Annotated in this window: 22 protein-coding genes; 11 read left to right on the top strand and 11 right to left on the bottom strand. The window is 37.7% G+C overall.

What is annotated here, in order from left to right; translation table 11 throughout:
* Positions 1–7: 7 nt before the first annotated feature.
* Together ACICP9_RS02460 and ACICP9_RS02455 are read right to left on the bottom strand one after the other, a co-directional pair.
* Positions 8–241, bottom strand: coding sequence for a hypothetical protein (locus ACICP9_RS02460; RefSeq protein WP_395498567.1), 234 nt, complete (start codon positions 239–241; stop codon positions 8–10).
* A 78-nt stretch (positions 242–319) separates the two neighbouring features.
* Positions 320–1,501: a class I SAM-dependent methyltransferase gene (locus tag ACICP9_RS02455; RefSeq protein WP_395498565.1), complete on the bottom strand. Its 1,182-nt coding sequence runs from the start codon at positions 1,499–1,501 to the stop codon at positions 320–322.
* A gap of 30 nt (positions 1,502–1,531) precedes the next feature.
* On the opposite strand from ACICP9_RS02455, the gene ACICP9_RS02450 reads away from it, so the two are divergent.
* Positions 1,532–2,290: a pteridine reductase gene (locus ACICP9_RS02450; protein WP_395498563.1), complete on the top strand. Its 759-nt coding sequence runs from the start codon at positions 1,532–1,534 to the stop codon at positions 2,288–2,290.
* Positions 2,291–2,530: 240 nt separating this feature from the next.
* On the opposite strand, the gene ACICP9_RS02445 is transcribed toward ACICP9_RS02450, so the two are convergent.
* On the bottom strand, positions 2,531–3,433 hold the full coding sequence (locus tag ACICP9_RS02445; RefSeq protein WP_395498561.1) for a hypothetical protein: 903 nt from the start codon (positions 3,431–3,433) through the stop codon (positions 2,531–2,533).
* 220 nt (positions 3,434–3,653) lie between these two features.
* Between ACICP9_RS02445 and ACICP9_RS02440 the strand changes: the two genes are divergently transcribed.
* The 8 genes from ACICP9_RS02440 to ACICP9_RS02405 are packed head-to-tail and all read left to right on the top strand — an operon-like array spanning position 3,654 to position 10,081.
* On the top strand, positions 3,654–4,124 hold the full coding sequence (locus tag ACICP9_RS02440) for an SUF system Fe-S cluster assembly regulator (RefSeq protein ID WP_395498559.1): 471 nt from the start codon (positions 3,654–3,656) through the stop codon (positions 4,122–4,124).
* Positions 4,121–5,563, top strand: coding sequence for a Fe-S cluster assembly protein SufB (gene sufB, locus ACICP9_RS02435; protein WP_395498557.1), 1,443 nt, complete (start codon positions 4,121–4,123; stop codon positions 5,561–5,563). Before ACICP9_RS02440 ends, sufB begins: the two co-directional genes overlap by 4 nt.
* Positions 5,564–5,587: 24 nt before the next feature.
* Positions 5,588–6,343, top strand: a complete 756-nt coding sequence (gene sufC / locus ACICP9_RS02430) for a Fe-S cluster assembly ATPase SufC (RefSeq protein ID WP_395498555.1) — start codon at positions 5,588–5,590, stop codon at positions 6,341–6,343.
* Between the two features lie 3 nt (positions 6,344–6,346).
* Positions 6,347–7,666 carry a Fe-S cluster assembly protein SufD gene (gene sufD, locus ACICP9_RS02425; RefSeq protein ID WP_395498553.1) on the top strand — a complete coding sequence of 440 codons (1,320 nt, stop codon included), beginning with the start codon at positions 6,347–6,349 and terminating at the stop codon, positions 7,664–7,666.
* The gene (locus ACICP9_RS02420) at positions 7,663–8,910 is read left to right on the top strand and encodes a cysteine desulfurase (RefSeq protein WP_071662382.1); all 1,248 of its coding nucleotides are present in this window, start codon (positions 7,663–7,665) and stop codon (positions 8,908–8,910) included. The genes sufD and ACICP9_RS02420 overlap by 4 nt, the downstream gene beginning before the upstream one ends.
* 2 nt (positions 8,911–8,912) lie before the next feature.
* The gene (gene sufU, locus ACICP9_RS02415) at positions 8,913–9,371 is read left to right on the top strand and encodes a Fe-S cluster assembly sulfur transfer protein SufU (protein WP_395498551.1); all 459 of its coding nucleotides are present in this window, start codon (positions 8,913–8,915) and stop codon (positions 9,369–9,371) included.
* A gap of 18 nt (positions 9,372–9,389) precedes the next feature.
* Positions 9,390–9,725 (top strand): SUF system Fe-S cluster assembly protein, encoded by a 336-nt coding sequence (locus tag ACICP9_RS02410; protein WP_395498549.1) that lies wholly within the window; start codon positions 9,390–9,392, stop codon positions 9,723–9,725.
* Between the two features lie 41 nt (positions 9,726–9,766).
* Positions 9,767–10,081 (top strand): Rieske (2Fe-2S) protein, encoded by a 315-nt coding sequence (locus ACICP9_RS02405; RefSeq protein ID WP_395498547.1) that lies wholly within the window; start codon positions 9,767–9,769, stop codon positions 10,079–10,081.
* Positions 10,082–10,593: 512 nt separating this feature from the next.
* Here ACICP9_RS02405 and ACICP9_RS02400 read toward each other — a convergent pair.
* The 7 genes from ACICP9_RS02400 to ACICP9_RS02370 form a co-directional block, all read right to left on the bottom strand.
* Positions 10,594–11,202, bottom strand: coding sequence for a hypothetical protein (locus ACICP9_RS02400; protein ID WP_395498545.1), 609 nt, complete (start codon positions 11,200–11,202; stop codon positions 10,594–10,596).
* Positions 11,203–11,478: 276 nt separating this feature from the next.
* Positions 11,479–12,174, bottom strand: coding sequence for a hypothetical protein (locus tag ACICP9_RS02395; RefSeq protein WP_071662387.1), 696 nt, complete (start codon positions 12,172–12,174; stop codon positions 11,479–11,481).
* 112 nt (positions 12,175–12,286) lie between these two features.
* The gene (locus ACICP9_RS02390; RefSeq protein WP_395498543.1) at positions 12,287–13,135 is read right to left on the bottom strand and encodes a DoxX family protein; all 849 of its coding nucleotides are present in this window, start codon (positions 13,133–13,135) and stop codon (positions 12,287–12,289) included.
* Positions 13,136–13,305: 170 nt separating this feature from the next.
* The gene (locus tag ACICP9_RS02385; protein ID WP_071662389.1) at positions 13,306–14,127 is read right to left on the bottom strand and encodes an NAD(P)H-hydrate dehydratase; all 822 of its coding nucleotides are present in this window, start codon (positions 14,125–14,127) and stop codon (positions 13,306–13,308) included.
* Between the two features lie 81 nt (positions 14,128–14,208).
* The gene (gene gshB, locus ACICP9_RS02380) at positions 14,209–15,159 is read right to left on the bottom strand and encodes a glutathione synthase (protein ID WP_395498541.1); all 951 of its coding nucleotides are present in this window, start codon (positions 15,157–15,159) and stop codon (positions 14,209–14,211) included.
* Between the two features lie 3 nt (positions 15,160–15,162).
* Complete coding sequence (gshA, locus tag ACICP9_RS02375) at positions 15,163–16,473, bottom strand: glutamate--cysteine ligase (RefSeq protein WP_395498539.1); 1,311 nt, start codon at positions 16,471–16,473, stop codon at positions 15,163–15,165.
* A 125-nt stretch (positions 16,474–16,598) separates the two neighbouring features.
* Positions 16,599–17,426: an ankyrin repeat domain-containing protein gene (locus tag ACICP9_RS02370; RefSeq protein ID WP_395498537.1), complete on the bottom strand. Its 828-nt coding sequence runs from the start codon at positions 17,424–17,426 to the stop codon at positions 16,599–16,601.
* Positions 17,427–17,678: 252 nt separating this feature from the next.
* On the opposite strand from ACICP9_RS02370, the gene ACICP9_RS02365 reads away from it, so the two are divergent.
* On the top strand, positions 17,679–19,637 hold the full coding sequence (locus ACICP9_RS02365) for an APC family permease (RefSeq protein WP_395498535.1): 1,959 nt from the start codon (positions 17,679–17,681) through the stop codon (positions 19,635–19,637).
* A 1-nt stretch (position 19,638) separates the two neighbouring features.
* Positions 19,639–20,094, top strand: coding sequence for a DUF721 domain-containing protein (locus ACICP9_RS02360; RefSeq protein WP_395498533.1), 456 nt, complete (start codon positions 19,639–19,641; stop codon positions 20,092–20,094).
* A 46-nt stretch (positions 20,095–20,140) separates the two neighbouring features.
* On the opposite strand, the gene ycaC is transcribed toward ACICP9_RS02360, so the two are convergent.
* Complete coding sequence (gene ycaC / locus ACICP9_RS02355) at positions 20,141–20,782, bottom strand: isochorismate family cysteine hydrolase YcaC (protein ID WP_084028710.1); 642 nt, start codon at positions 20,780–20,782, stop codon at positions 20,141–20,143.
* Positions 20,783–20,789: the final 7 nt, after the last annotated feature.

Here is a 20,789-nt window from a genome sequence, read left to right as displayed (position 1 = left end):
ATTCTCATCAGCAACAATTAAAAGTTCGCTTAGAGGTAGCTTCTGCGTTTGTTGTTTCGATTTTTTGATAAATAGCCTTTAAATAAGCACCTGCCCCTGAAAAGTTAGGACTTTGGCTTTTAAGCGCTACTCTGTCAGTCGCTTGTATAACGCGAGTTAATTCTGCTAAAACATTTTCTTTTTCGTCATGCAAAGAACTACTCTTGTATTTGTTGCCAGAATCAGAAAAATTCAAATTCATCTTAGTCAGCTCCTTATACTCATTTTTATAGAGTTACTATTTTATCTATTTAATAGTATGAAATTAACACACACAAACCTACAAACGAGCCCGTTTATCGTATAACTTAAATCCATTTAATGGGGAAAATTCATAGTTTCGGGTCAAGCCCATCACTTTAATAAGCTCTCCCATTTCACTCGGCGATGTTAATAAATGTGCCTGTCGATTGACATCCATCGAGGATGCCTCATCATAACATTTTTCTATTAAAGGTAACAAATCATTGTTAAGCAAGAACGCCGCTTGTGATGTATAACCGGCCACTTTTAAGCCAGCTTGCAGTGCCGCTTGTGCCAAGCAACTAAAATCAACCGACGCCGTGATATCCTGCAGACCCACTAAACTTAAAGGATCGTCATGGATGCGATGTTGGTAATAACACCTAAGCGTACCATTGACCCGGTCAGGATGATAATATTCTTGGGCTGGAAAACCATAATCGATAACTAAAATTAAACCCTGTTTTAAAGCGAAACTAAGCTTATTCACCCAATCAGGTAGTTGCCCACACACCTCAGATTGATAGGCTTTTACATTTGGAAAGTACGCCGCTTTTAACTTGCCCAAATCATTTAACACGTAATTTTTAACAGGACTCAGATGGTAACAAAAACAATCTTTTTCACAACCAACTCGCACCTCTTGAATATTAGCTTCAGTCCAAAAGAACTGACTCACGGGTAAAGCATCCAGCACTTCATTGGCCAAAATCACTCCTTTAATAGGTTGTTTTGGCCAGTCATGTAACCACTGAATTAAAGGAAATAGATGAGGAATATCTTGCTGTAAGCGCTCTTGTTGACGTTCTCTAAGTGTTGGACTGATTTCAAAAATTTTATAGGCCCCAGGCAAACTCTGTTGTTGTTCTAAGAACAACAATAAATCGATGGCTAATTGACCGGTGCCCGCTCCGACTTCTAAAATATCGGTTTGACCTAAATTCGCAAAGACTTGCTGGCATTGTCGGCCGATGCATTGTGCAAATAAGGGAGAAATCTCAGGTGCGGTAGTGAAATCTCCCATTTTACCAAATTTTTCTAAATGCGCTGTATAATATCCCCACTCTGGCTCGTATAATGCCAATTCCATAAATCGTGCAAAGCTGATAGAAGCTGATGGCTCATGGCGTATTTCTTCAGTAATCAATTGGCATAATGCGTCACTTTGCGTTTGCAAGGCAGCAGTCGGAACCGGTAAACCGAGCGGTATTGTTATCATTGTTACTCTAACTATTCTAAGGTAAAAGCCATGTTAGATGATTCGAAAGCCCATAGTAAAGTAGTACTTATAACCGGTGCCGGAAAGCGTGTTGGTGCGGCTATCGCCCAACATTGTCATCAGTTAGGTATGCGAGTGGCCATACACTATAGAGAATCCGCACAACAAGCGTTTTCTTTATGTACAAACTTTAATCTACAACGCCCAGATTCCGCCATAACCCTCGGCACCGATTTACGTGATACCGACCATCTGCAAGATCTAATCACGCAAGTCACCCGTAAATGGGGCCAACTCGATGTTTTAATTAATAATGCGTCCAGCTTTTATCCCATGCCTGTCGCCAAAGTAACACCTAGTGTATGGGAAGATGTGATGGCAAGCAATTTAAAAGCCCCATTTTTTTTAGCGCAACTTGCAGCACCCTATCTTAAAGAGCAAAAAGGTTGCATTATTAATCTTGTTGATATTCAAGCACAACGTCCGTTGAAGAATTATTCTGTGTACTGTATTGCCAAAGCGGGATTGGTCATGCTTACTAAGAGTTTAGCTAAAGAATTAGGACCCAACATTCGCGTCAATGCGATTGCACCGGGTATCGTTTTGTGGCCAGATGATGATACCGAGTTTAACGACGCCTTACGTGAGAAAATTGCTGCCCGAAATGCCTTAAAACGTATCGGAACCCCTCAAGATATTGCTAAGACGGCGGCTTTTTTAATTAATCACGCTGACTTTATCACCGGTCAAATTATCGCAGTGGATGGTGGTCGTTCACTCGGTTATTAATCAGAAAGAAAAAGACGAAAGGTTTTAGTAGAAGAAATAGAAAAAAGTCCCGCCAGTGTCTTATCTACTTGAAAGCGACAATGCTACGATGGCGATTTGTGATGCACTTTAGGCTTCCTACTTAAAGTAGGCATGCACACCATGCATCAAGACTATCTCCAACCTTTTAGGATCAAACTTCAAGCGCTATCCAACGGAACTTTCATAGTCAAGTGTAGCTTTTAATCAAGATAATGCAAATTATCGGCTATAGATCAAATTTTGAGCTGTTCTCTCATTTTCTTCAAGTACATTTGAGGAAGATTGAAAAAAAGGAGCTTTGGTATTTTTTTTAAGTTTAGTAAGTTTAGATAGTGATGATATTTCTACAAAATCTTCACCATTATATATAGAGTCAACCTGCGATTGTCTTGTAGCATCACTTATTCCTAAATGCGCCTCATAAGATGCTTTTGAATCTTTTTCCCAAGGTATAGATTCACCAGATTCAATTTTTCGCACATCAGAATATTTTTGTTTAAAATTATCTTGAATTGATTTTCCTATCGGATCTTGCCCTTCTAATGTATTTAAGGAAACAAATATATTTTTCAATCCTCCGCTAGACTTTTCTAATATTTCTTTAATATAGTGATAGACAAAATAAACACAAGAATAGTTATCAGCCTGCTTAGCATGATGGATATATTTAACCTGATAACCTTGTTTCTTTAAATCTTTTAAACAATTCGGATAAAAAAGATTTCGCCACCAAGATTGTGAATCATATGTATTTATTTTTTTCCTACCCTCTTCAATATTAACCTCGACCAAGACGCAATGTTGCTTCCATAAACGTGATTGCATTAAAGGGATTAATAAAGTGGTTTTTTGTTCGGGATTATTTTTTTCAAACTGTTGGATAACCTCGTTAATATAAGCAAGATTTTGCCGTGTTTTTTTGGCATCGCTAACCGCTTGAAAAACAAAAATAGAAGTTTCATTTTTTGAAATTTTTTTAAATGGAACTAATTTATTGTCTTTATCTATTTCATCTTGAATAGTATAACCCTTCTCTTCTGTAAGAGTCCCTATCATATAAGATAGAACTAGATTATTTAATTGCGTAGGATTTAATCGTGACGGTCTGCTTGCTGTAGGCATTTCTTAGCCCTTTTTATTATTATTTCTCCTTATTTTAATTGAGTTGTATTAAACAATAATTAACACCTAAGAACATGACTCCTTACTAAAGTTCTGAATAATTCACCATAACTGAAAAACAACTCTGTTAAGAAATTTATTAACATAAAACCTTGTTTTTAAACTAGAATAGGACTAAAATGGTCCCATTTCAGACGGGTATAATAAAAATTTACTTATTATGTTAAGACTCAGCAAACTAACCGATTATGCCGTGGTCATCATGGCGTATTTATCACAACATCCTGGATTGGCTATTAATGCGAAAAGCATTGCCGAGCATACCGGCATCTCTTTACCGACGACTAGCAAACTACTGAAACGTTTAAGCCATGAAGGCCTTTTACAGGCAAATCGAGGCATTAAAGGGGGCTATCAACTGGCCTGTCCAGCCACAGATATTGCACTCGGAACCGTGATTCAAACCCTAGAAGGCCAAATTGCTCTGACCGAATGTAGTCATCACACACGATCCTGTCACTTAGAAAAACAGTGTACGATTCGGGATAACTGGCGTAGGATTAGCGCCTTTATTCAGGCAACGATGATGCATATTAGTTTAGCGGATCTCATCCAGCCACTTAAGCGAAGTCAATTAGAGAGACTAAAAATAGAAAATCCTCTTCATTTGCTACCAGAGAACAACGCATGACTCAAGCTGCTTTAAACAAATTATTACAACAAGATTATCAACATGGCTTTGTCAGTGATATTGCGGCAGATACGTTGCCCTGCGGGTTGAATGAAGACGTTATTCGTCATATCTCAGCGAAAAAAAATGAGCCTGAATTTTTATTGGCCTGGCGCTTAAAAGCTTATCGCCATTGGCTAACGTTAACCGAGCCACACTGGGCTGATTATATGCATTATCCCGCCATCGATTACCAAGCGATTAGCTATTATTCGGCGCCAAAAATAAAAAAACAGCTGAATAGTTTAGATGAAGTCGATCCGGAGTTGCTACGTACTTATAATAAATTAGGTATTTCACTTCAAGAACAGGAACGCTTATCGGGTGTTGCCGTAGATGCCGTCTTTGACAGTATTTCTGTCGCCACTACGTTCAAAGAAAAACTGCGCACAATGGGAATTTTATTCTGCTCCTTTTCTGAAGCCGTGCAAGAATATCCAGAGCTGATCAAAAAATACTTAGGTTCTGTCGTCCCTTATACCGACAATTTTTATGCCTGCTTAAATGCGGCGGTGTTTACCGATGGATCTTTTTGCTACATTCCACCGGGCACACGATGTCCGATGGAATTATCCACTTATTTTCGAATTAATGCCGCGAATACTGGCCAGTTTGAACGAACCTTAATAATTGCCGACGAAGGCAGTTATGTGAGTTATTTAGAAGGATGCACGGCGCCACAACGCGATGAAAATCAACTCCATGCCGCTGTGGTTGAATTAATAGCCTTAGATCATGCGCAGATAAAATATTCCACTGTGCAAAATTGGTATCCTGGTGATAAAGAGGGCAAAGGAGGAATTTACAATTTTGTCACTAAACGCGGTCATTGTCGTGGCGTGCATTCAAAAATTTCTTGGACACAAGTCGAAACCGGGTCTGCCATTACTTGGAAATACCCTAGTGTTATTCTGCAAGGCGATGCTTCTGTCGGTGAGTTTTATTCTGTGGCCTTGACTAACCATAAACAACAAGCTGATACCGGAACTAAAATGATCCATATTGGCAAAAATACTAAAAGCACGATTTTGTCGAAAGGAATTAGTGCTGGTCACGGCCAAAACAGTTATCGTGGTTTGGTCAAAATAGTCGAAACAGCCGACCATGCGCGTAACTATACTCAATGCGACTCACTCTTAATTGGTGGAAACTGTAAAGCACATACGTTCCCTAGCATTGAAGTTAAAAATCAAAGTGCACAAATAGAGCATGAAGCCTCTGCTTCGAAAATTAGTGAAGATCAGCTTTTTTATTGTTTACAACGGGGCCTTGATAGCGAAACCGCCCTTTCATTGATCGTCAATGGTTTTTGCAAAGCGGTATTTAAAGAATTACCTATGGAGTTTGCGGTTGAAGCACAGAAATTATTGGGTTTAAGTTTGGAAGGATGTATCGGTTAATTATTCATAAAGACGAAGAAAAACATGTTAGCTATTAAAAATTTACACACAGAAGTCGATAACAAGAAAATATTACGTGGGGTTAACCTTCATATAAAATCGGGTGAAATACATGCCATCATGGGACCTAATGGTTCGGGTAAAAGTACCTTAGCCAATGTTTTAGCAGGACGTGGTAACTACACACTGACACAAGGCGAAATCAGGTATTTAGGGGAAGATCTAACCCGCTTAACACCTGAACTACGCGCACGCGCCGGAATATTTTTAGCGTTTCAATATCCCGTCGAAATTCCGGGTGTTAGCAACGTTTATTTACTAAAAGCTTCTTTAAATGCGATTCGCAAAGCACGTGGTGAAACTGAACTCGATGCCATGGATTTTTTAAACTTGATTAAAGAAAAACTAAAATTGGTCGAAATGGATCAAGATTTTCTGTATCGATCCGTCAATACCGGTTTTTCTGGCGGTGAGAAAAAACGCAATGAAATTTTACAAATGGCGCTTTTAGAGCCTCAACTCGCTATCTTAGATGAAACCGATTCTGGTTTAGATATTGATGCTTTAAAAATAATTGCACAAGGTGTCAATAGTCTGCGATCACCTAAACGCGCTATAGTGCTGATTACGCACTATCAACGTTTACTCGATTATATTAAGCCCGATCATGTCCATATATTGGCTGGCGGAAAAATTATTCGTTCCGGTGATTTCTCTTTAGCGCAAACCTTAGAAAAAGAAGGTTATACGACTATTTTACAAGAAGAATCGTTGGTGTAGAACATGTTAAACCCTAAAAAAATCAATGATGTTAACGCTATAACCCATTATTGTCGCGAATATCAACGAGTTGAAAAAAAATTAATCGGTCAGGATCAAGACTATTTACATCGATTACGACTCGCTGCTTTAGAAGAATTTTCTACGTGCGGTTTTCCTAGTAAAAAACAAGCCGATTGGAAATACACCTCCTTAACGGCTTTACGTCAAACGCCTTACTCGTTAAGTGCGCCAACACGCAACACGGTTACAGCAACGATGCTGGATCCCGTTAGTAGTGAGTATCGCTTAGTCTTTGTGAATGGTTTTTTTGCTGCACATTTATCTACGATCGCAAGCCTAGCTAACTGTAAAATGACTCATTTAGCTACCTTGCTGAAGCAACCGTCTGAACGCTTCAATGCAACTTGGAAACCTAACGAAACGGTCGAAAAAAATAGTTTTACACATTTAAACACTGCCTTTATACAAGATGGCGCCTATATTTATTTATCTGCCAATACGCGTTTAAGCTCACCGATAGAAATCCTGTTTATCAATACGGATGAAACACCTCATCGTTTTATCCCTTTACGTAATATCATTATCGCTGAAGAAAATAGTCAAGCGACTATTATCGAAAAATATATTGATATGACTCCTGGAAATAAGGCTAATTATTTTTTGAATACGGTGACCGAATGTTGTTTAGCCGCCCATAGTCATATCGAACATTACAAAAACATTACTGAAAGTAAGCAAGCACAGCATGTTGGCAATCTTTGTGTCACACAACAACAAAATAGTCGATTTTCAGCGTATTCACTGGCTTTAAGCGGTGCTTTAATTCGTAGCGATGTTTACGTGAAATTATTAGCGCCGCATGCCTATTGTCAATTAAAAGGTCTGTATTACGCCTTAGACCAACAACAAGTCGATCATTGCACACAGATCGATCATGTGAGCCCGGAAACCCGCAGTGAAGAATTTTATAAAGGTATTATTGATGACCAAGCCCGTGCCGCATTTAACGGGAAGCTTATTGTGCGCGAAGGGGCTATACAATCCAAAGCTCAGCAACTGAATAAAAATTTATTATTATCCGTACAGGCTGAAGTGAATAGTAAACCTCAACTAGAAATATTTACCGATGATATCCAATGCACGCACGGTGCGAGCATTGGCCAACTCGATAAAGAGGCTTTATTTTATTTACGTGCTCGAGGATTAACCGCAACCGCAGCAACTGATCTACTCGTTAAAGCGTTTATCCAAGACATCATTGAACAAATGCCATTGTTTAATGTTTCGTCTTTATCCCGTTCAATTAATAAATACTCATGAAAGTGTTTGATATAAAAAAAATACGATCTGATTTTCCTATTTTACAAGAAAAAATAAAAGGTAAGCCTTTAGTTTATCTCGATAATGCGGCAAGCACACAAAAACCTAGCTCGGTTATTGAGCGTCTACAGCATTTTTATCGCCATGAATATAGTAATGTGCATCGCGGCATTCATACTTTAAGTGAAGTAGCCACTGAAGAATTTGAATTAAGCCGCGAAAAAATTAAACAATTTATTCATGCAAAGTCTTTTGCAGAAATTATTTTTGTCCGTGGCACCACTGAAGCTATTAATTTAGTGGCGCAAACCTATGGTTTAAGTCAGATCAAAGCGGGTGATGAAATTATTATTTCGCATATGGAACATCATGCTAACATTGTACCTTGGCAAATTTTATGTGCACAAACTGGCGCCCAACTTAGAGTTATCCCGATTAATGATTCGGGTGAGTTGATTCTAGAAGAATACCAACGATTACTCAATCCAAAAACTAAATTAGTCGCTATCTGCCATATTTCTAATACGTTAGGGACTATTAATCCAATTAAAGCGATCATCGATACTGCCCATGCGAATAGTCCCGAAACCAAAGTGTTAATTGATGGCGCACAGGCGGTGGCTCATCAAAAAATTGATGTCCACGCTTTAGATTGTGACTTTTATACCTTTTCAGGCCATAAACTCTTTGCGCCGACCGGTATTGGTGTTTTATATGGTAAACAGGAATTATTAGCGCATATGCCACCTTATCAAGGCGGCGGCAGTATGATCACCGAAGTCAGCCTGGAAAAAAGTCATTACCGCGAGCCACCGTATAAATTCGAAGCCGGTACACCGCATATTGCCGGCGCCATTGGACTAGGAGCCGCTATTGATTACCTCAATCAATTAGATTTTAACGCGATACAGCTTCATGAACAGCAATTACTCGATTATGCCACGCAAAATTTACAAACGATTCCGGGCCTACATTTAATAGGCACTGCCAAAGAAAAAGCGGCTATTTTAAATTTTACTGTGAGTGACTCACGTGGTGTGCGTATCCATGGACATGATATCAGTGACGTTTTAAATGCCGAAGTCGGTGTTGCAGTACGTGCTGGTCAACATTGCACCATGCCATTAATGCAACGCTTCAATGTCGATTCGACCGTACGCGCCTCATTAGCATTCTATAATAATAAAGAAGATATTGATGCCTTAATAAGTGGTTTACAGTCATTAAAACAATTGTTTAAATAAAAATGATGTCAGATTTACGCGAACTTTACCAAGAAATGATCCTGGACCATGGGCGCAGTCCTCGCCATCACCATGCGATGCCGTTAGCCAATCGTCTAGCCAATGGTTTTAATCAACTGTGTGGTGATCGTTTAACAGTCTATCTTAAAACGGATCAAGATAAAATTACGGCGATTAGTTTCCAAGGTTCAGGTTGCGCCATTTCGATGGCATCCGCTTCATTGATGTCGGAACTATTATCAGGAAAAACACTCAACGAAGCTGAATCGTTATTTAAAATCTTTCATCAGTTATTAACAAGTGAATCCACGACCTCTGAACAATTACTCAGGCTCAAAAAATTAGCGGTTTTTTCTGGTGTTAAAGCTTATCCTGCACGAGTAAAATGTGCTACGTTGGCATGGCATACCTTACTCGCTGCTTTGAATCAAAACACCGAATTAGTTTCTACCGAACATTAACACATTAATAACCCACTCATGACACCCTACCCACTTAACGAAGACGCCTTAATTAGTTTAAAAAGTGCTATTATTGAAGCACTTAAAGGTATTTATGATCCTGAAATACCGGTCAATATCTATGATTTAGGCCTTATTTATCATATTTTTATTGACCCACAAGGTCTGGTAAAGCTTGAAATGACGTTGACTTCGCCGGGTTGTCCTGTTGCACAAACTTTTCCCGGCATTGTAGAAAATGTGATCAATAACGTAACGGATGTTAACGAGACGCAGGTGGAATTAGTTTGGGATCCACCCTGGACTAGCGAAAATATGTCTGAAGCCGCCAAATTACAATTAGGCATGCTATAAAAAATTTTCTGCGGTCCTAACGTTCACACAGGAGAGAAAGCGTGACAAATTGGGTTGATGTAATCGATGTAGCAAGCTTTCCGGTGGATAGCTATAAAGTATTTGATTGGAATGGCTTATCCTTATTAGTTTTCAATCTAAACGGTAAATTTTATGCCATAAAAAATCTCTGTACGCATGAAGATCAATCATTGGAAGGCGGTGAGATAGAAGGAGAAGAAATTATTTGTCCTTGGCATGGGGCCGGTTTTTGTATTAAAACGGGTGTTGCAACCCGCGCTCCCGCTTTCACAGGCATTAAAACCTTTCCTGCTCGATTAGTCGATGGCAAAGTCCAAGTCGCAATTGATAGGTAAATTCCAATGTTTTAACCTGACTTAACTATTGCTTTAAAGTGTGAAGTTTTTTAATTCAACTTCTGAAGCCTTGACAGAATTATTTTTTTCCTCGTCACTATAAAAAAATCGCTGCTTAGCTAAGCTAGTTACTAAAAAATAACTTTGGCTGCTTTCTTGTTGCTCCAAAGCTTTTATTTTTTCTTCGATAGTTTGTAATCGCGTGTGCTTTTAATTTAAAAACTTTTTCAACTTCCCATTTTGTTTTAGCTATTGCTGACGTATCTAATTGTTCTAGATTAGGCAGCGCTAATTACTGTAGAATTTCTTCGGATAATTCTAAATTTTTAAATAAAATTTTGTGTTTAGAATTTTTTGGTCAGGTGAGATAGGGTGGATCCTGATAAGGAATATCAAGGTAGCGATAAACATTTACTCGGAAGCAATACGTCTATTATTCCCTTAATAAAGGTGTATCATAGATTTCTCGGTATTTTCTGTCAATTAAAAACCTAAAGTACAACCTATCACCTCTACATCGCTAATTTTGCAACTGTCTTTGCTAACGTATCCTCTTCAGTAAAGGTGGTTACACCCGAAACGGTTGCTGAAGCCTGTAAATTATCAAAAAAAACAGATGATCCCATTAATCGAGGTGCCTGCTTTATATTTTCTGAATTTTCAGGTTCAAATAGATTTTTGGTTTTTTTTCTGATTTTCTTCCTAAAATTAAATCCATGAATTCCTTTGTCTTTGGAATCCGAAGAGTAATCTGTTCTACCAAAAATATATTTTTTTTTCTCTCTAACCTCCTCTCTTTCTCTTTGTGCTCTTTCTACCTCAACTATAGTTTCAGGAACATTCGTTAGATCTAACTCAATTTGATAGATAATGCCAATTTCTTCGAGTTTTTCTTTGGACACTAATATTTTTTCTAATTTAACCGATTGAAAATCTCCGGATATATAAGAAGTTTCGTTTCGCTTAAAAGGAGAAGGAATGTATAATTCTTTATATTCTTTTCCATTAAAAGAATAGATTGTTGAACCACCGTCCCTAAAAACTTCCCTACTGTCAATTTTAACTTTTTCCCAATCGGTGGGTTCTTGCTTCATCCAAAATTCTTTTTCAGAATTAGTCATAAAAAAAAGTGCTGTTTTATCTTCTGTAATATTCGCTTGAAATAAATTCTTTGGTTTTAACATCGTATTGACCTTTTTTTAATTTAATCTAAATATACTAATAAATTTAAAAATAGCCGCCAAGGATAATTTAATCCTATTTATTACAAAATACTATTTAGGGTTTTTTGTCGATTAAAAGATTATTTAGAATAATAACCTATAGATTGTTTATTTTTTAAACAGCTTCTGTAACGCCAGTCATCTAAACGTGTTCAAACGCTTTTACACACATTTTTACACAGCTTTAACACAGAAACTGTGAATAGTGCCTCCTTCCGTTTGTTCTTCTATGGGATTCTCAAGTGCCTGTAATTGTTTCGCATAAAGAATTTTTTGTTCTTTATAAATATTGATTTGATCACTGAGTCTATTGACCGATTCTATAGGGGGATATTTTAGATTTTGTATATTTTCTATTGTTTTTCCTAGTAAGATGATAATATTTTCTACTTTTTGAATTTCTTGTCTTTTTTCGTCTAAGTCTAATTTTTTTTGTACTTCTTCTCTCGTCTCAGGAATACTCGTTAAGTCCAATAAAGATAAATTCGGAATACCTCTCTTATGAAGTGCTTCTTGAGATAAATGAATCGTATCTAATGGAATTTCTAAGGTTTCTTTTAATGCATAAGCCTTATTTTTAACTATAGAAATATTTAAGCTATCCATATAATCGTTTTTTTCAAAAAAATAGATTGTTGAATTTTCTTCTTTTGGTTTCAATAAGTGCTTTATTTTAAGCTCCTGCCAATCATTCAGGCCTCTTTTTATCCAAAAATTTTCAATCGAGGTGGTAATAAAAACAGATAATGGATTATTTTTATCATTCTCTGTGCAAAATAAATAACGTGGCTTAGGTTTATTCGTGCTATCACGGACAGAGAAAAAAGTTACACCATTGGGAGGAATATAATGAGTTTCCATTCTTTTCATACATTTATCCGTAGTTTTTTGCGATTATATTATTTTAAAATTTTACCTTGTTGACTCAAAGCTCAATTATTAAAAAGGAGTTTAATAGAGAAACTTGAATATTACTAGCGTTTTAAATTACTCCTATTTTTCCATCGGATTCCATGACACCCATTAATCTTTTTAGCCAAATGGGTAAATTAAAATTCTTATCTAAAACACCATCAATAGAAAATTCATCCGCACCCAATACGACATAACTCAAAATAAAAACACTCCACATGACGGGATATTCCCAACCACCACCGGGCAAGGCCCAAATAAAGCCCTTTAAAAAATGATGGCCGATAATGGTTGCAATAATTAAATAGAGGGACGTGCCTAACGCACCTACACGCGTTAAAAAGCCTAATCCTAATGAAATGACACCCGCTAGTTCGCATAAGCCTGATAATCGGACAAAAAAACTGGGATCAACCACATTTAAGTGCATGAAAGCGGTTACGTCAGTTCGGAAAGGGATACGCCCGGCAAATAATTTTTCGGTACAGTGAGCAATGAGATCAAATCCTACGTAAAGTCGAATAAAGCTTAGATGCCATTCATAGGCCGACATTTCAAACATAACTTGAGGTTTACGCTGTAAAATAATAGGTCGTCGTTTAACATCGTGATAAGCAATATAAATAAATAAAATGACTAAACACAAAAAACTAATAATCACGGGTATCATCGGTACAAAACATTTATGCAGACCTAAAATTCGTAACACGGATAGCACACTAAACGTTGCAAATAAAAATGGAATACAAATATATCGATACAACATACACAGCGTGATGATGCCACCTAAGCTTAATAACACAATAAAAAAAGTGGGATTAGTAGGAATTCTATGGTTTGAAAAAGCCAAAATGATTAAGCTGAGAAACATTCCTACGATAGCAATAGCAACTAATGATGAATAGGCTTGTTTGAACATGAGTGCTCCAGTTAAGCAAATTAGTTTCAACCCCTTTTAGGCATCTTGCGTTAAAACTCAGATAATGATTGTTTTAACCTGATCGATCCATCTCTCTAAAATCAAACCATTGAACCTCAATTAGTATAGTATTTTATTTTTATACGGTAAGAAATTAAACTGTTAAGACTTCAGTTGATGAGTTGATATAAATACGGCATTAAATCACTGGCTAATAAACCACGCTCACCTTTTAGTCTAGCCGCTTTATCACCCGCCATTGCATGTAAATAAACACCACACTCTGCTGCTTGCTGTAAAGTGAAATGTTGCGCCATAAGTCCGCCGATTACTCCACTTAAAACATCACCCATGCCTCCACTGGCCATGCCAGGATTACCCGCTAGACATATTCGTAGTGATTGGTGAGTGCAGACTAAACTACCTGCTCCTTTTAGTACAACAACACCACCATATTTCTTTTGCAATGCCTTAACTGCCTTAATTCTATTCGTTTGAATCGCTTTAACCGTGCAGTCCAATAATCGCGCTGCTTCACCTGGATGAGGTGTTAGTATCCAGTTGTTTGATTTTTTAGGGCGTTTTGCCAGTAAATTTAAAGCATCGGCATCCAATACTTTGGTTTGCGAAACCTTTAAAAGAGACGTCACTAATTGTTGTGACCAACGGGACTGACCTAATCCTGTTCCTAGTACAATAACACTCGCTTTTTTGAGTAACGGCAACAAATCGTTGCTCGTTTTAACTGCATGCGCCATGATTTCAGGACGCTGACTGATGATGGCAGTAACGGATTCAGCTCGAGTAGCCACACTGACTAAACCCGCCCCCACACGCAACGCGGCTTCTCCTGCTAAACGTACAGCTCCCATCATGCCATGATCACCGCCGACTATCAGTGCATGACCAAATAATCCCTTATGAGCATCTCTAGGTCGCGGCGTTAATAATTCCTTAAAATCATTCAATTGTATACTGGATGGTTGTATCACCTGAGCAATCCTTTCATCATTAATCAATCCACTCAGTTAATAGCTTAGTTCAATTTTTAAAATTTAATTTCCAAACTAAACTCATAATGACGCTTTAGGAAAAATTGTATCGATGAATTGCGCGCTGATATTCAGATCACATTGTGCATCGATTTCACGTACACCGGTAGGACTGGTAATATTAATTTCGGTCAAATAATCACCAATGATATCTAAGCCAACAAATAACAAACCTTTTTCTCGTAAACGAGGCCCCACTTGTTGGCAAACCCAAACATCGCGTTCGCTTAATTTAACGGCCTTACCTATTCCACCTACCGCCAAATTAGCTCGCGTTTCACCGGGCGGCGCGACACGTGCCAAAGCATAAGGAATAGGTTCACCATGAATCATAATAATACGTTTATCTCCACTACGCACTTCGGGAATATAGCGCTGTACCATCATATAAGATTGGTTGTTAGCGGTTAAGGTTTCTAAGATGACATTGTTATTGGGATCATTGACGCGCAATCGAAACACTGAATAGCCACCCATTCCATCCAATGGTTTAGCAATAATATCTTGGTGTTCCAACAAAAATTTTTGTGCCGCATGGATACTGGATGTCACTAAACTGGGAGGACAACATTGAGGGAAATTTAATGTAAACAGTTTCTCATTAAAATCACGCAAACTTTGTGGGTGATTGACAATTAATACGCCAAGCTGCTCCGCTTTATCGAGCAATTGTGTCGTATAAATATATTGCCTATCTACCGGAGGATCCTGACGCATCAATATCACCGATAAGCTGGCAAGTGGGGCAATCGTTTCCTTGTCATAAGTAAACCAACTTCTCTCATCATCTTTGACTTGCAAATTGCGCATGCGTGCATAAGGTTTGTCATTGACTAAAAAAAGATCCCTAGCTTCCATATAAAAAATCGGCCAATCCCTTTGCTGTGCTGCTAGCAATAGGGCCAAGGTAGTATCTTTCTTAGGATTAATCCCGGTAATGGGATCCATAATCACACCCAGAGGCTTAAGCATGGTTTACTCCGCTTTCTTTAAAACTTCGGCTTGTTCACGTGCCGCCGCCAATAAAGCCAATCGTGCGATGACACCATACACATAAAACCGATTTGCACATTTTCCTTTTGGTTGTCCGCTATGATCGGGAATATTACACGCTTGCACAAAAGGTAAAGGCTCAAATTGCATACCCGGTGTATTCAGATTATCGCTGACACCGCGACCGGTATGGACACGATAAAAACCACCCACTACATATTGTCCTAGCATATACACTACGGGTTCAGCAACCGCCTCATTCCACGTTTCGAAAGTATAAACTCCTTCTTGGATAATCACCTGATCAATAGGTCGACTCCCTTTAGAAACCATCATATCACTGCGTTTTTTACGATTAAGTTGTGAGATTTCTTCCGCTTCGCGAATAGACAACACACCCATACCATAACTACCTGCATCTGCCTTAATAATGACATAGGGTTTTTCTTTAATATGATATTGCGTATATTTTTTTTGTGTTTTTTGTAATATTTGTTGACTTTTTTCTATCATGCACGCCTCACCTTCACGTTGCATAAAATCAACACCGGCACAACGTGAAAAATAAGGAGTAATCAACCAAGGGTCTAAATTCAGTAATTGAGAAAATTCTTTTGTTACTTGCTCATAGTGAGCAAAGTGATTTGACTTTAAACGCTTATACCAACCTAAACTAATATTAGGTAAAATAATTTGTTTGATTCCTTGTAGGATTTCAGGGATACCATTTGCTAAATCATTATTTAATAGAATCAAGCAGGGTAAAAAATCACTGACTTTGATCTGATTCGCTAGCCGATGGATCGGTTCTAATGTTATCACTCCGCCTGATTCTAACTTAATTTCTTTGGTTGTTTTGATGTCTTCTAGTAAGGATCCCACTCTCACTTCAAAACCGGCTTTACTCAAAATATCCTGTAACCTATAAAGATTTTCGAAATAAAAATTATTTCGGGTATGATTTTCTGGGATTAATAAGATACGTAAACATCCTGGTACTAAGCGTTCTAAGGTTTCCTGTGCCGCTTGGACTGCCAACGGCACAAAAGCTTCATTCAAATTATTAAATCCCGCTGGAAATAAATTGGTATCGACCGGAGCTAATTTAAATCCCGCATTGCGTAAATCAACTGAAGAATAAAAAGGAGCCGGTGTTTTACGCCATTGTTCACGCAACCAATTTTCAATTGTGGTTTGTGCTACCAATAAGTGTTGTTCTAACTGGTGAAGCGGATCTAAGCAATGCGATGCTAAACATGGGATCTTATATCGATTTTCTGATGATGTTGTCATCCAGCTAACCCCCAATAAAGAAAAAGGACTTTTTTAGTGTATCTTAACTAAACAACTAAAAAAGTCCTATCAGTATTTTGAACGACTTTCTTTCAATAAAGTATAGGAAAGTCAATTTTATTTACCTACAATTGCAAAAGTAGATTTTCCCTCATCTGTTCGTCTGAATCCTCAAGAGGAGATTGAAGAATGGGGATATCTGAAAAAAATTGCATAATATCTTTGATTTTCTGATCCGTTAGTCTACATTCTATCTCTCCAGCCGCTCCTTCTATACTAGTTAGCTGCGCAATAGGTTTAACTATTAATAGTTTCATCTGCTCATCCCAATAATCATTTAATTCTTGCGTTTTAAAATTGGGTTTTCCAGTGATTGGATCTTTGTGTAAGAGTGCGTCAATAAGTACTCTTCCCATCACAGCATCCTTTTTTTGATCCACAATCTTTAAAGGTGTTTCACCTCTGTTGCTCACAATATTGAGTGAGGCCCCTCTCTTTATAAGCAGATTAACAATCTTGTCATAACCCATTCGTACCGCAGCATGTAATACGGTTTCACCCGCAATATTTTTACTATTAATATTGGCACCGTGATCTAAAAGCAAATTTATCTGCAGAGCAGTATCCTGATAAAATGCATCATGTAATTGGATTGTATGAGTTAACTCCTTCATTTTTTCTGCAAGCTTTTCAGTAGGTGGTAATTTGCCTATCTGTATTGTAAATAGCTTACATAATTTTCCTTGAGTAATAGTAAAAATGGACCCTATTTCTATCTCATAATGGGATAAAAATAGTTTGCAGTCCTCTACAAATTGTGTAAATTCGCCCACAGTTAATCGACTGCGAAATTCAATCCTGTAAGCGGTATTAGAATTACCCACTAAACGACATTCTTGCCAGAATGCTCTTTTTAATAATTTATTTAACTTTCTAAACTCTTTTTTCTTCATAGCAAGTCCTTTTTATATCAATTAAAATCGATATTTTATTAATAAGCTAAACAACCTATGATCCGCTTAACGATTATACCTATAAACTTCAGCATAGACGGTTAGAAATAATCTCACTATTTTTAAAAAACTCAAAAATAAAATCTACACTGCATTGAGAAAATTAAAAAAAAATAAACTTTCCTAAAAACATGACTTCAAAAACAATCTTTAACCCGCTATAGTAACATTTTATTCAGTATCCACATGGGAATGACTTTTTTTCAACGTCTTGGTCGTTTTTTGCTCGGAAAACCCCGAAACCCTTTAAATCCTAACGCGCAACGCAATATCGCATTGGTGGCTTTTTTAGCCTGGGTGGGCCTAGGTGCGGACGGATTATCTTCTTCTTCTTATGGTCCTGAAGAAGCATTTATTGCTTTAGGACCACATTACAGTTCTTTAGGTCTGTATATTTCCATTGCTACCATACTCACCGTTTTTATCATTGCACTGGCTTATAATCAAGTCATTAGCTTATTTCCTAGTGGTGGTGGTGGTTATAAAGTGGCCACACAATTATTGGGTCCCCACGCAGGATTGATTTCCGGTGCAGCACTCATCGTCGATTATGTCTTAACCATTACCATCTCCGTCGCCAGCGGTATCGATGCTTTATTTAGTTTATTACCTCATTATTTTCTAAATTATAAACTGTTGACTGCCGCTGCTGTCATCATCCTATTAATTACACTTAATTTACGCGGTATGAAAGAATCGATTAAGGTTTTAATGCCCATTTTTTTAGGTTTTATCGCCACACACTTTTTTTTAATTATTTATGGCGTCATTGCACATAAAAGTAATTTACCCAGTGTGTTTTCCGATACCTTAAGTAACACACTCAAAATGTCAGAGCAAACCGGTTGGTTATTTATTATTGCTTTATTATTACGCGCTTACTCATTAGGAAGCGGAACTTACACGGGGATCGAAGCCGTCTCCAACAATGTGAATCGACTGACGGAACCCCGCGTACAAACCGGCAAGTGGACCATGTTTTATATGGCGCTTTCTTTAAGTTTTACTGCGGGTGGAATTATTTTGCTGTATTTGTTATGGCATGCGCATCCCGTTTATGGTCAAACCTTAAATGCAGTCGTATTTCATAAAATTTTAGGTGATTCTGCATTAGGAAAGGTGATGTTAACTGTCACCTTATTGATGGAAGCAGGCCTGTTATTAGTCGGTGCGAATACCGGCTTTTTAGCAGGTCCCAGTGTGTTAGCGAATATGTCAATCGATAGTTGGTTACCCAATCGTTTCCGCCATCTTTCGAGTCGTTTAGTCACACAAAATGGTGTCATTGTGTTTGGTATTGCTGCGTTACTCATATTGTGGTTGAGTGGGGGGCGAGTTTCTTGGTTAGTCATTCTTTATAGTATGAATGTGTTCTTAACCTTTTCACTCTCTATTTTAGGTCTATGTGTTTATTGGATCACCCATCGAAGTAATGCATCCCCACACTGGGTAGGTCGATTATTTTTTTCAGCTTTTGCATTTCTAGTAACCTTTAGCATATTGATCATCACTCTGATATCCAAATTTACATTCGGTGGCTGGGTAACAGTGCTAATCACAAGTTTTGTTATTTTAATTTGTCTATTAGTCAAAAAACATTACACCATGGTCTTCAATAAATTACATGATATTGACCTATTGATGACTAGCACACCCTTAAAAACACCGACTGTGGTCAAACCCTTACAGCCTAAAGAAGCCACGGCTGTCATTATGGTAGGGAAACATCGTGGTATCGGTTTGCACAATCTGTTATGGATACTACGTATGTTCCCGAATCATTTTAAAAATTTTGTGTTTGTTACGATCGGGATCGTCGACGTAGAAAGTTTTAGTGCCAAAAAAGAATTGACTACGATGCAAAAAGATACGAATGAGATGTTGGATTATTTTGTCACTTATTGCCAGGAACAAGGCTTAGCAGCAAAAGGTTTTTCAGCTTATGGGACCGATCCGACAGAAAAATTAACAATTCTCTCTAAAAAAATTATAAAAGAATTTCCACATTCAATCTTTTTCGCCAGCAAATTGATTTTTAGTAAAGATAACTGGATAACTCGCTTATTGCATAATGAAACAGCAATCATGCTACAACGACGTTTACACTTATTGGGCGTACAACTGGTTATTTTACCCATGAAAATAGATTAACATGATAAAAAAATCTGCTCCGGAAAAAAGTCCAGCCAGCATCTTGCAGCAAGATCCAGAAAGCGTGTTAGCGTTTATTCAAAAAAAAGTACAGCAATTAACCAAACTAAATAAGATCTGGCAAGCTGAAATTTCTAACGATCTAGAAGAACATACGCGTATTGCTAATTTTCGTGACGGTTATTTAATTGTCGAGTGTGATAGTGCGGCCTGGGCTACCCGTTTACGTTATATATTGCCTGATATAACTCAAAAATTACTTAAACATCCGGATTTGCGCGATTTAACCCATATTGAATGGAATATCCAGCCTCTGTTTCACACGCCAAACGCACAATTAAGCCCGCCCCCTCTGCTATCCAGTGCTAGTGTAGCATTACTGAAAAATGCTGCAGGTACTATACACGTTAAACCTTTACAAGAAGCTCTATTGCGCATCGCAAAGCATGAAAAATAACATTGTCGGCGCACAGAATGTAATTGGATAAACTATATAAAACCTGCTATTTTGCATCGTGACTACTGATAAGATTATCATAGGGAACTAAGTGTTTTTTATAAAGTTTGGTTAACCCCTCTCCATTATCCCGCCAATCACGTTGTAGTTCAGCCGAGAGCGCAAACCAACCCATAGGAATAGCTCCAGCGTGTATCATACGGCTAAGCGCCGCATCACGTATCGACTTATTCAATGTTCCTGAAGCATCTACCACGATATAAACGTTATATCCTTCACTTAATGCGGCTAATGCGGGAAATGCTACACAAACATCCGTTACGATGCCTGCGATAATCAGTTTTTTTCGACCTGTTGCTTTGACCGCTTTTACAAAATCTTCATTATCCCAAGCATTGATTTGCCCAGGTCTAGGAATAAAAGGAGCATTCGGAAATTCCTTTTTTAATTCAGGTAAGAGTGGTCCATTAGGACCTTTTTCAAAACTCGTTGTTAATACAACTGGTAAATTATATAACTTACCGATAGCCGCTAAAGCTAAAATATTATTTTTGAATTCATCATATTGATAATCTCTAGCTATCTGCATCAAGCCAGTTTGATGATCGATCATTAATAATGCTGCGTTTTCTTTAGACAAGCGATTATCACCTACTTGTCTTTTGGCACACATATTTGCATTGTTCATTTAATCC

The organism is Rickettsiella endosymbiont of Litargus connexus, from assembly GCF_964277335.1.
In the GTDB taxonomy this organism is placed as follows: domain Bacteria; phylum Pseudomonadota; class Gammaproteobacteria; order Diplorickettsiales; family Diplorickettsiaceae; genus Aquirickettsiella; species Aquirickettsiella isopodorum.
Note: the sequence above shows the minus strand (reverse complement) of the source record. Positions and strands in the feature narration are given on the sequence as shown.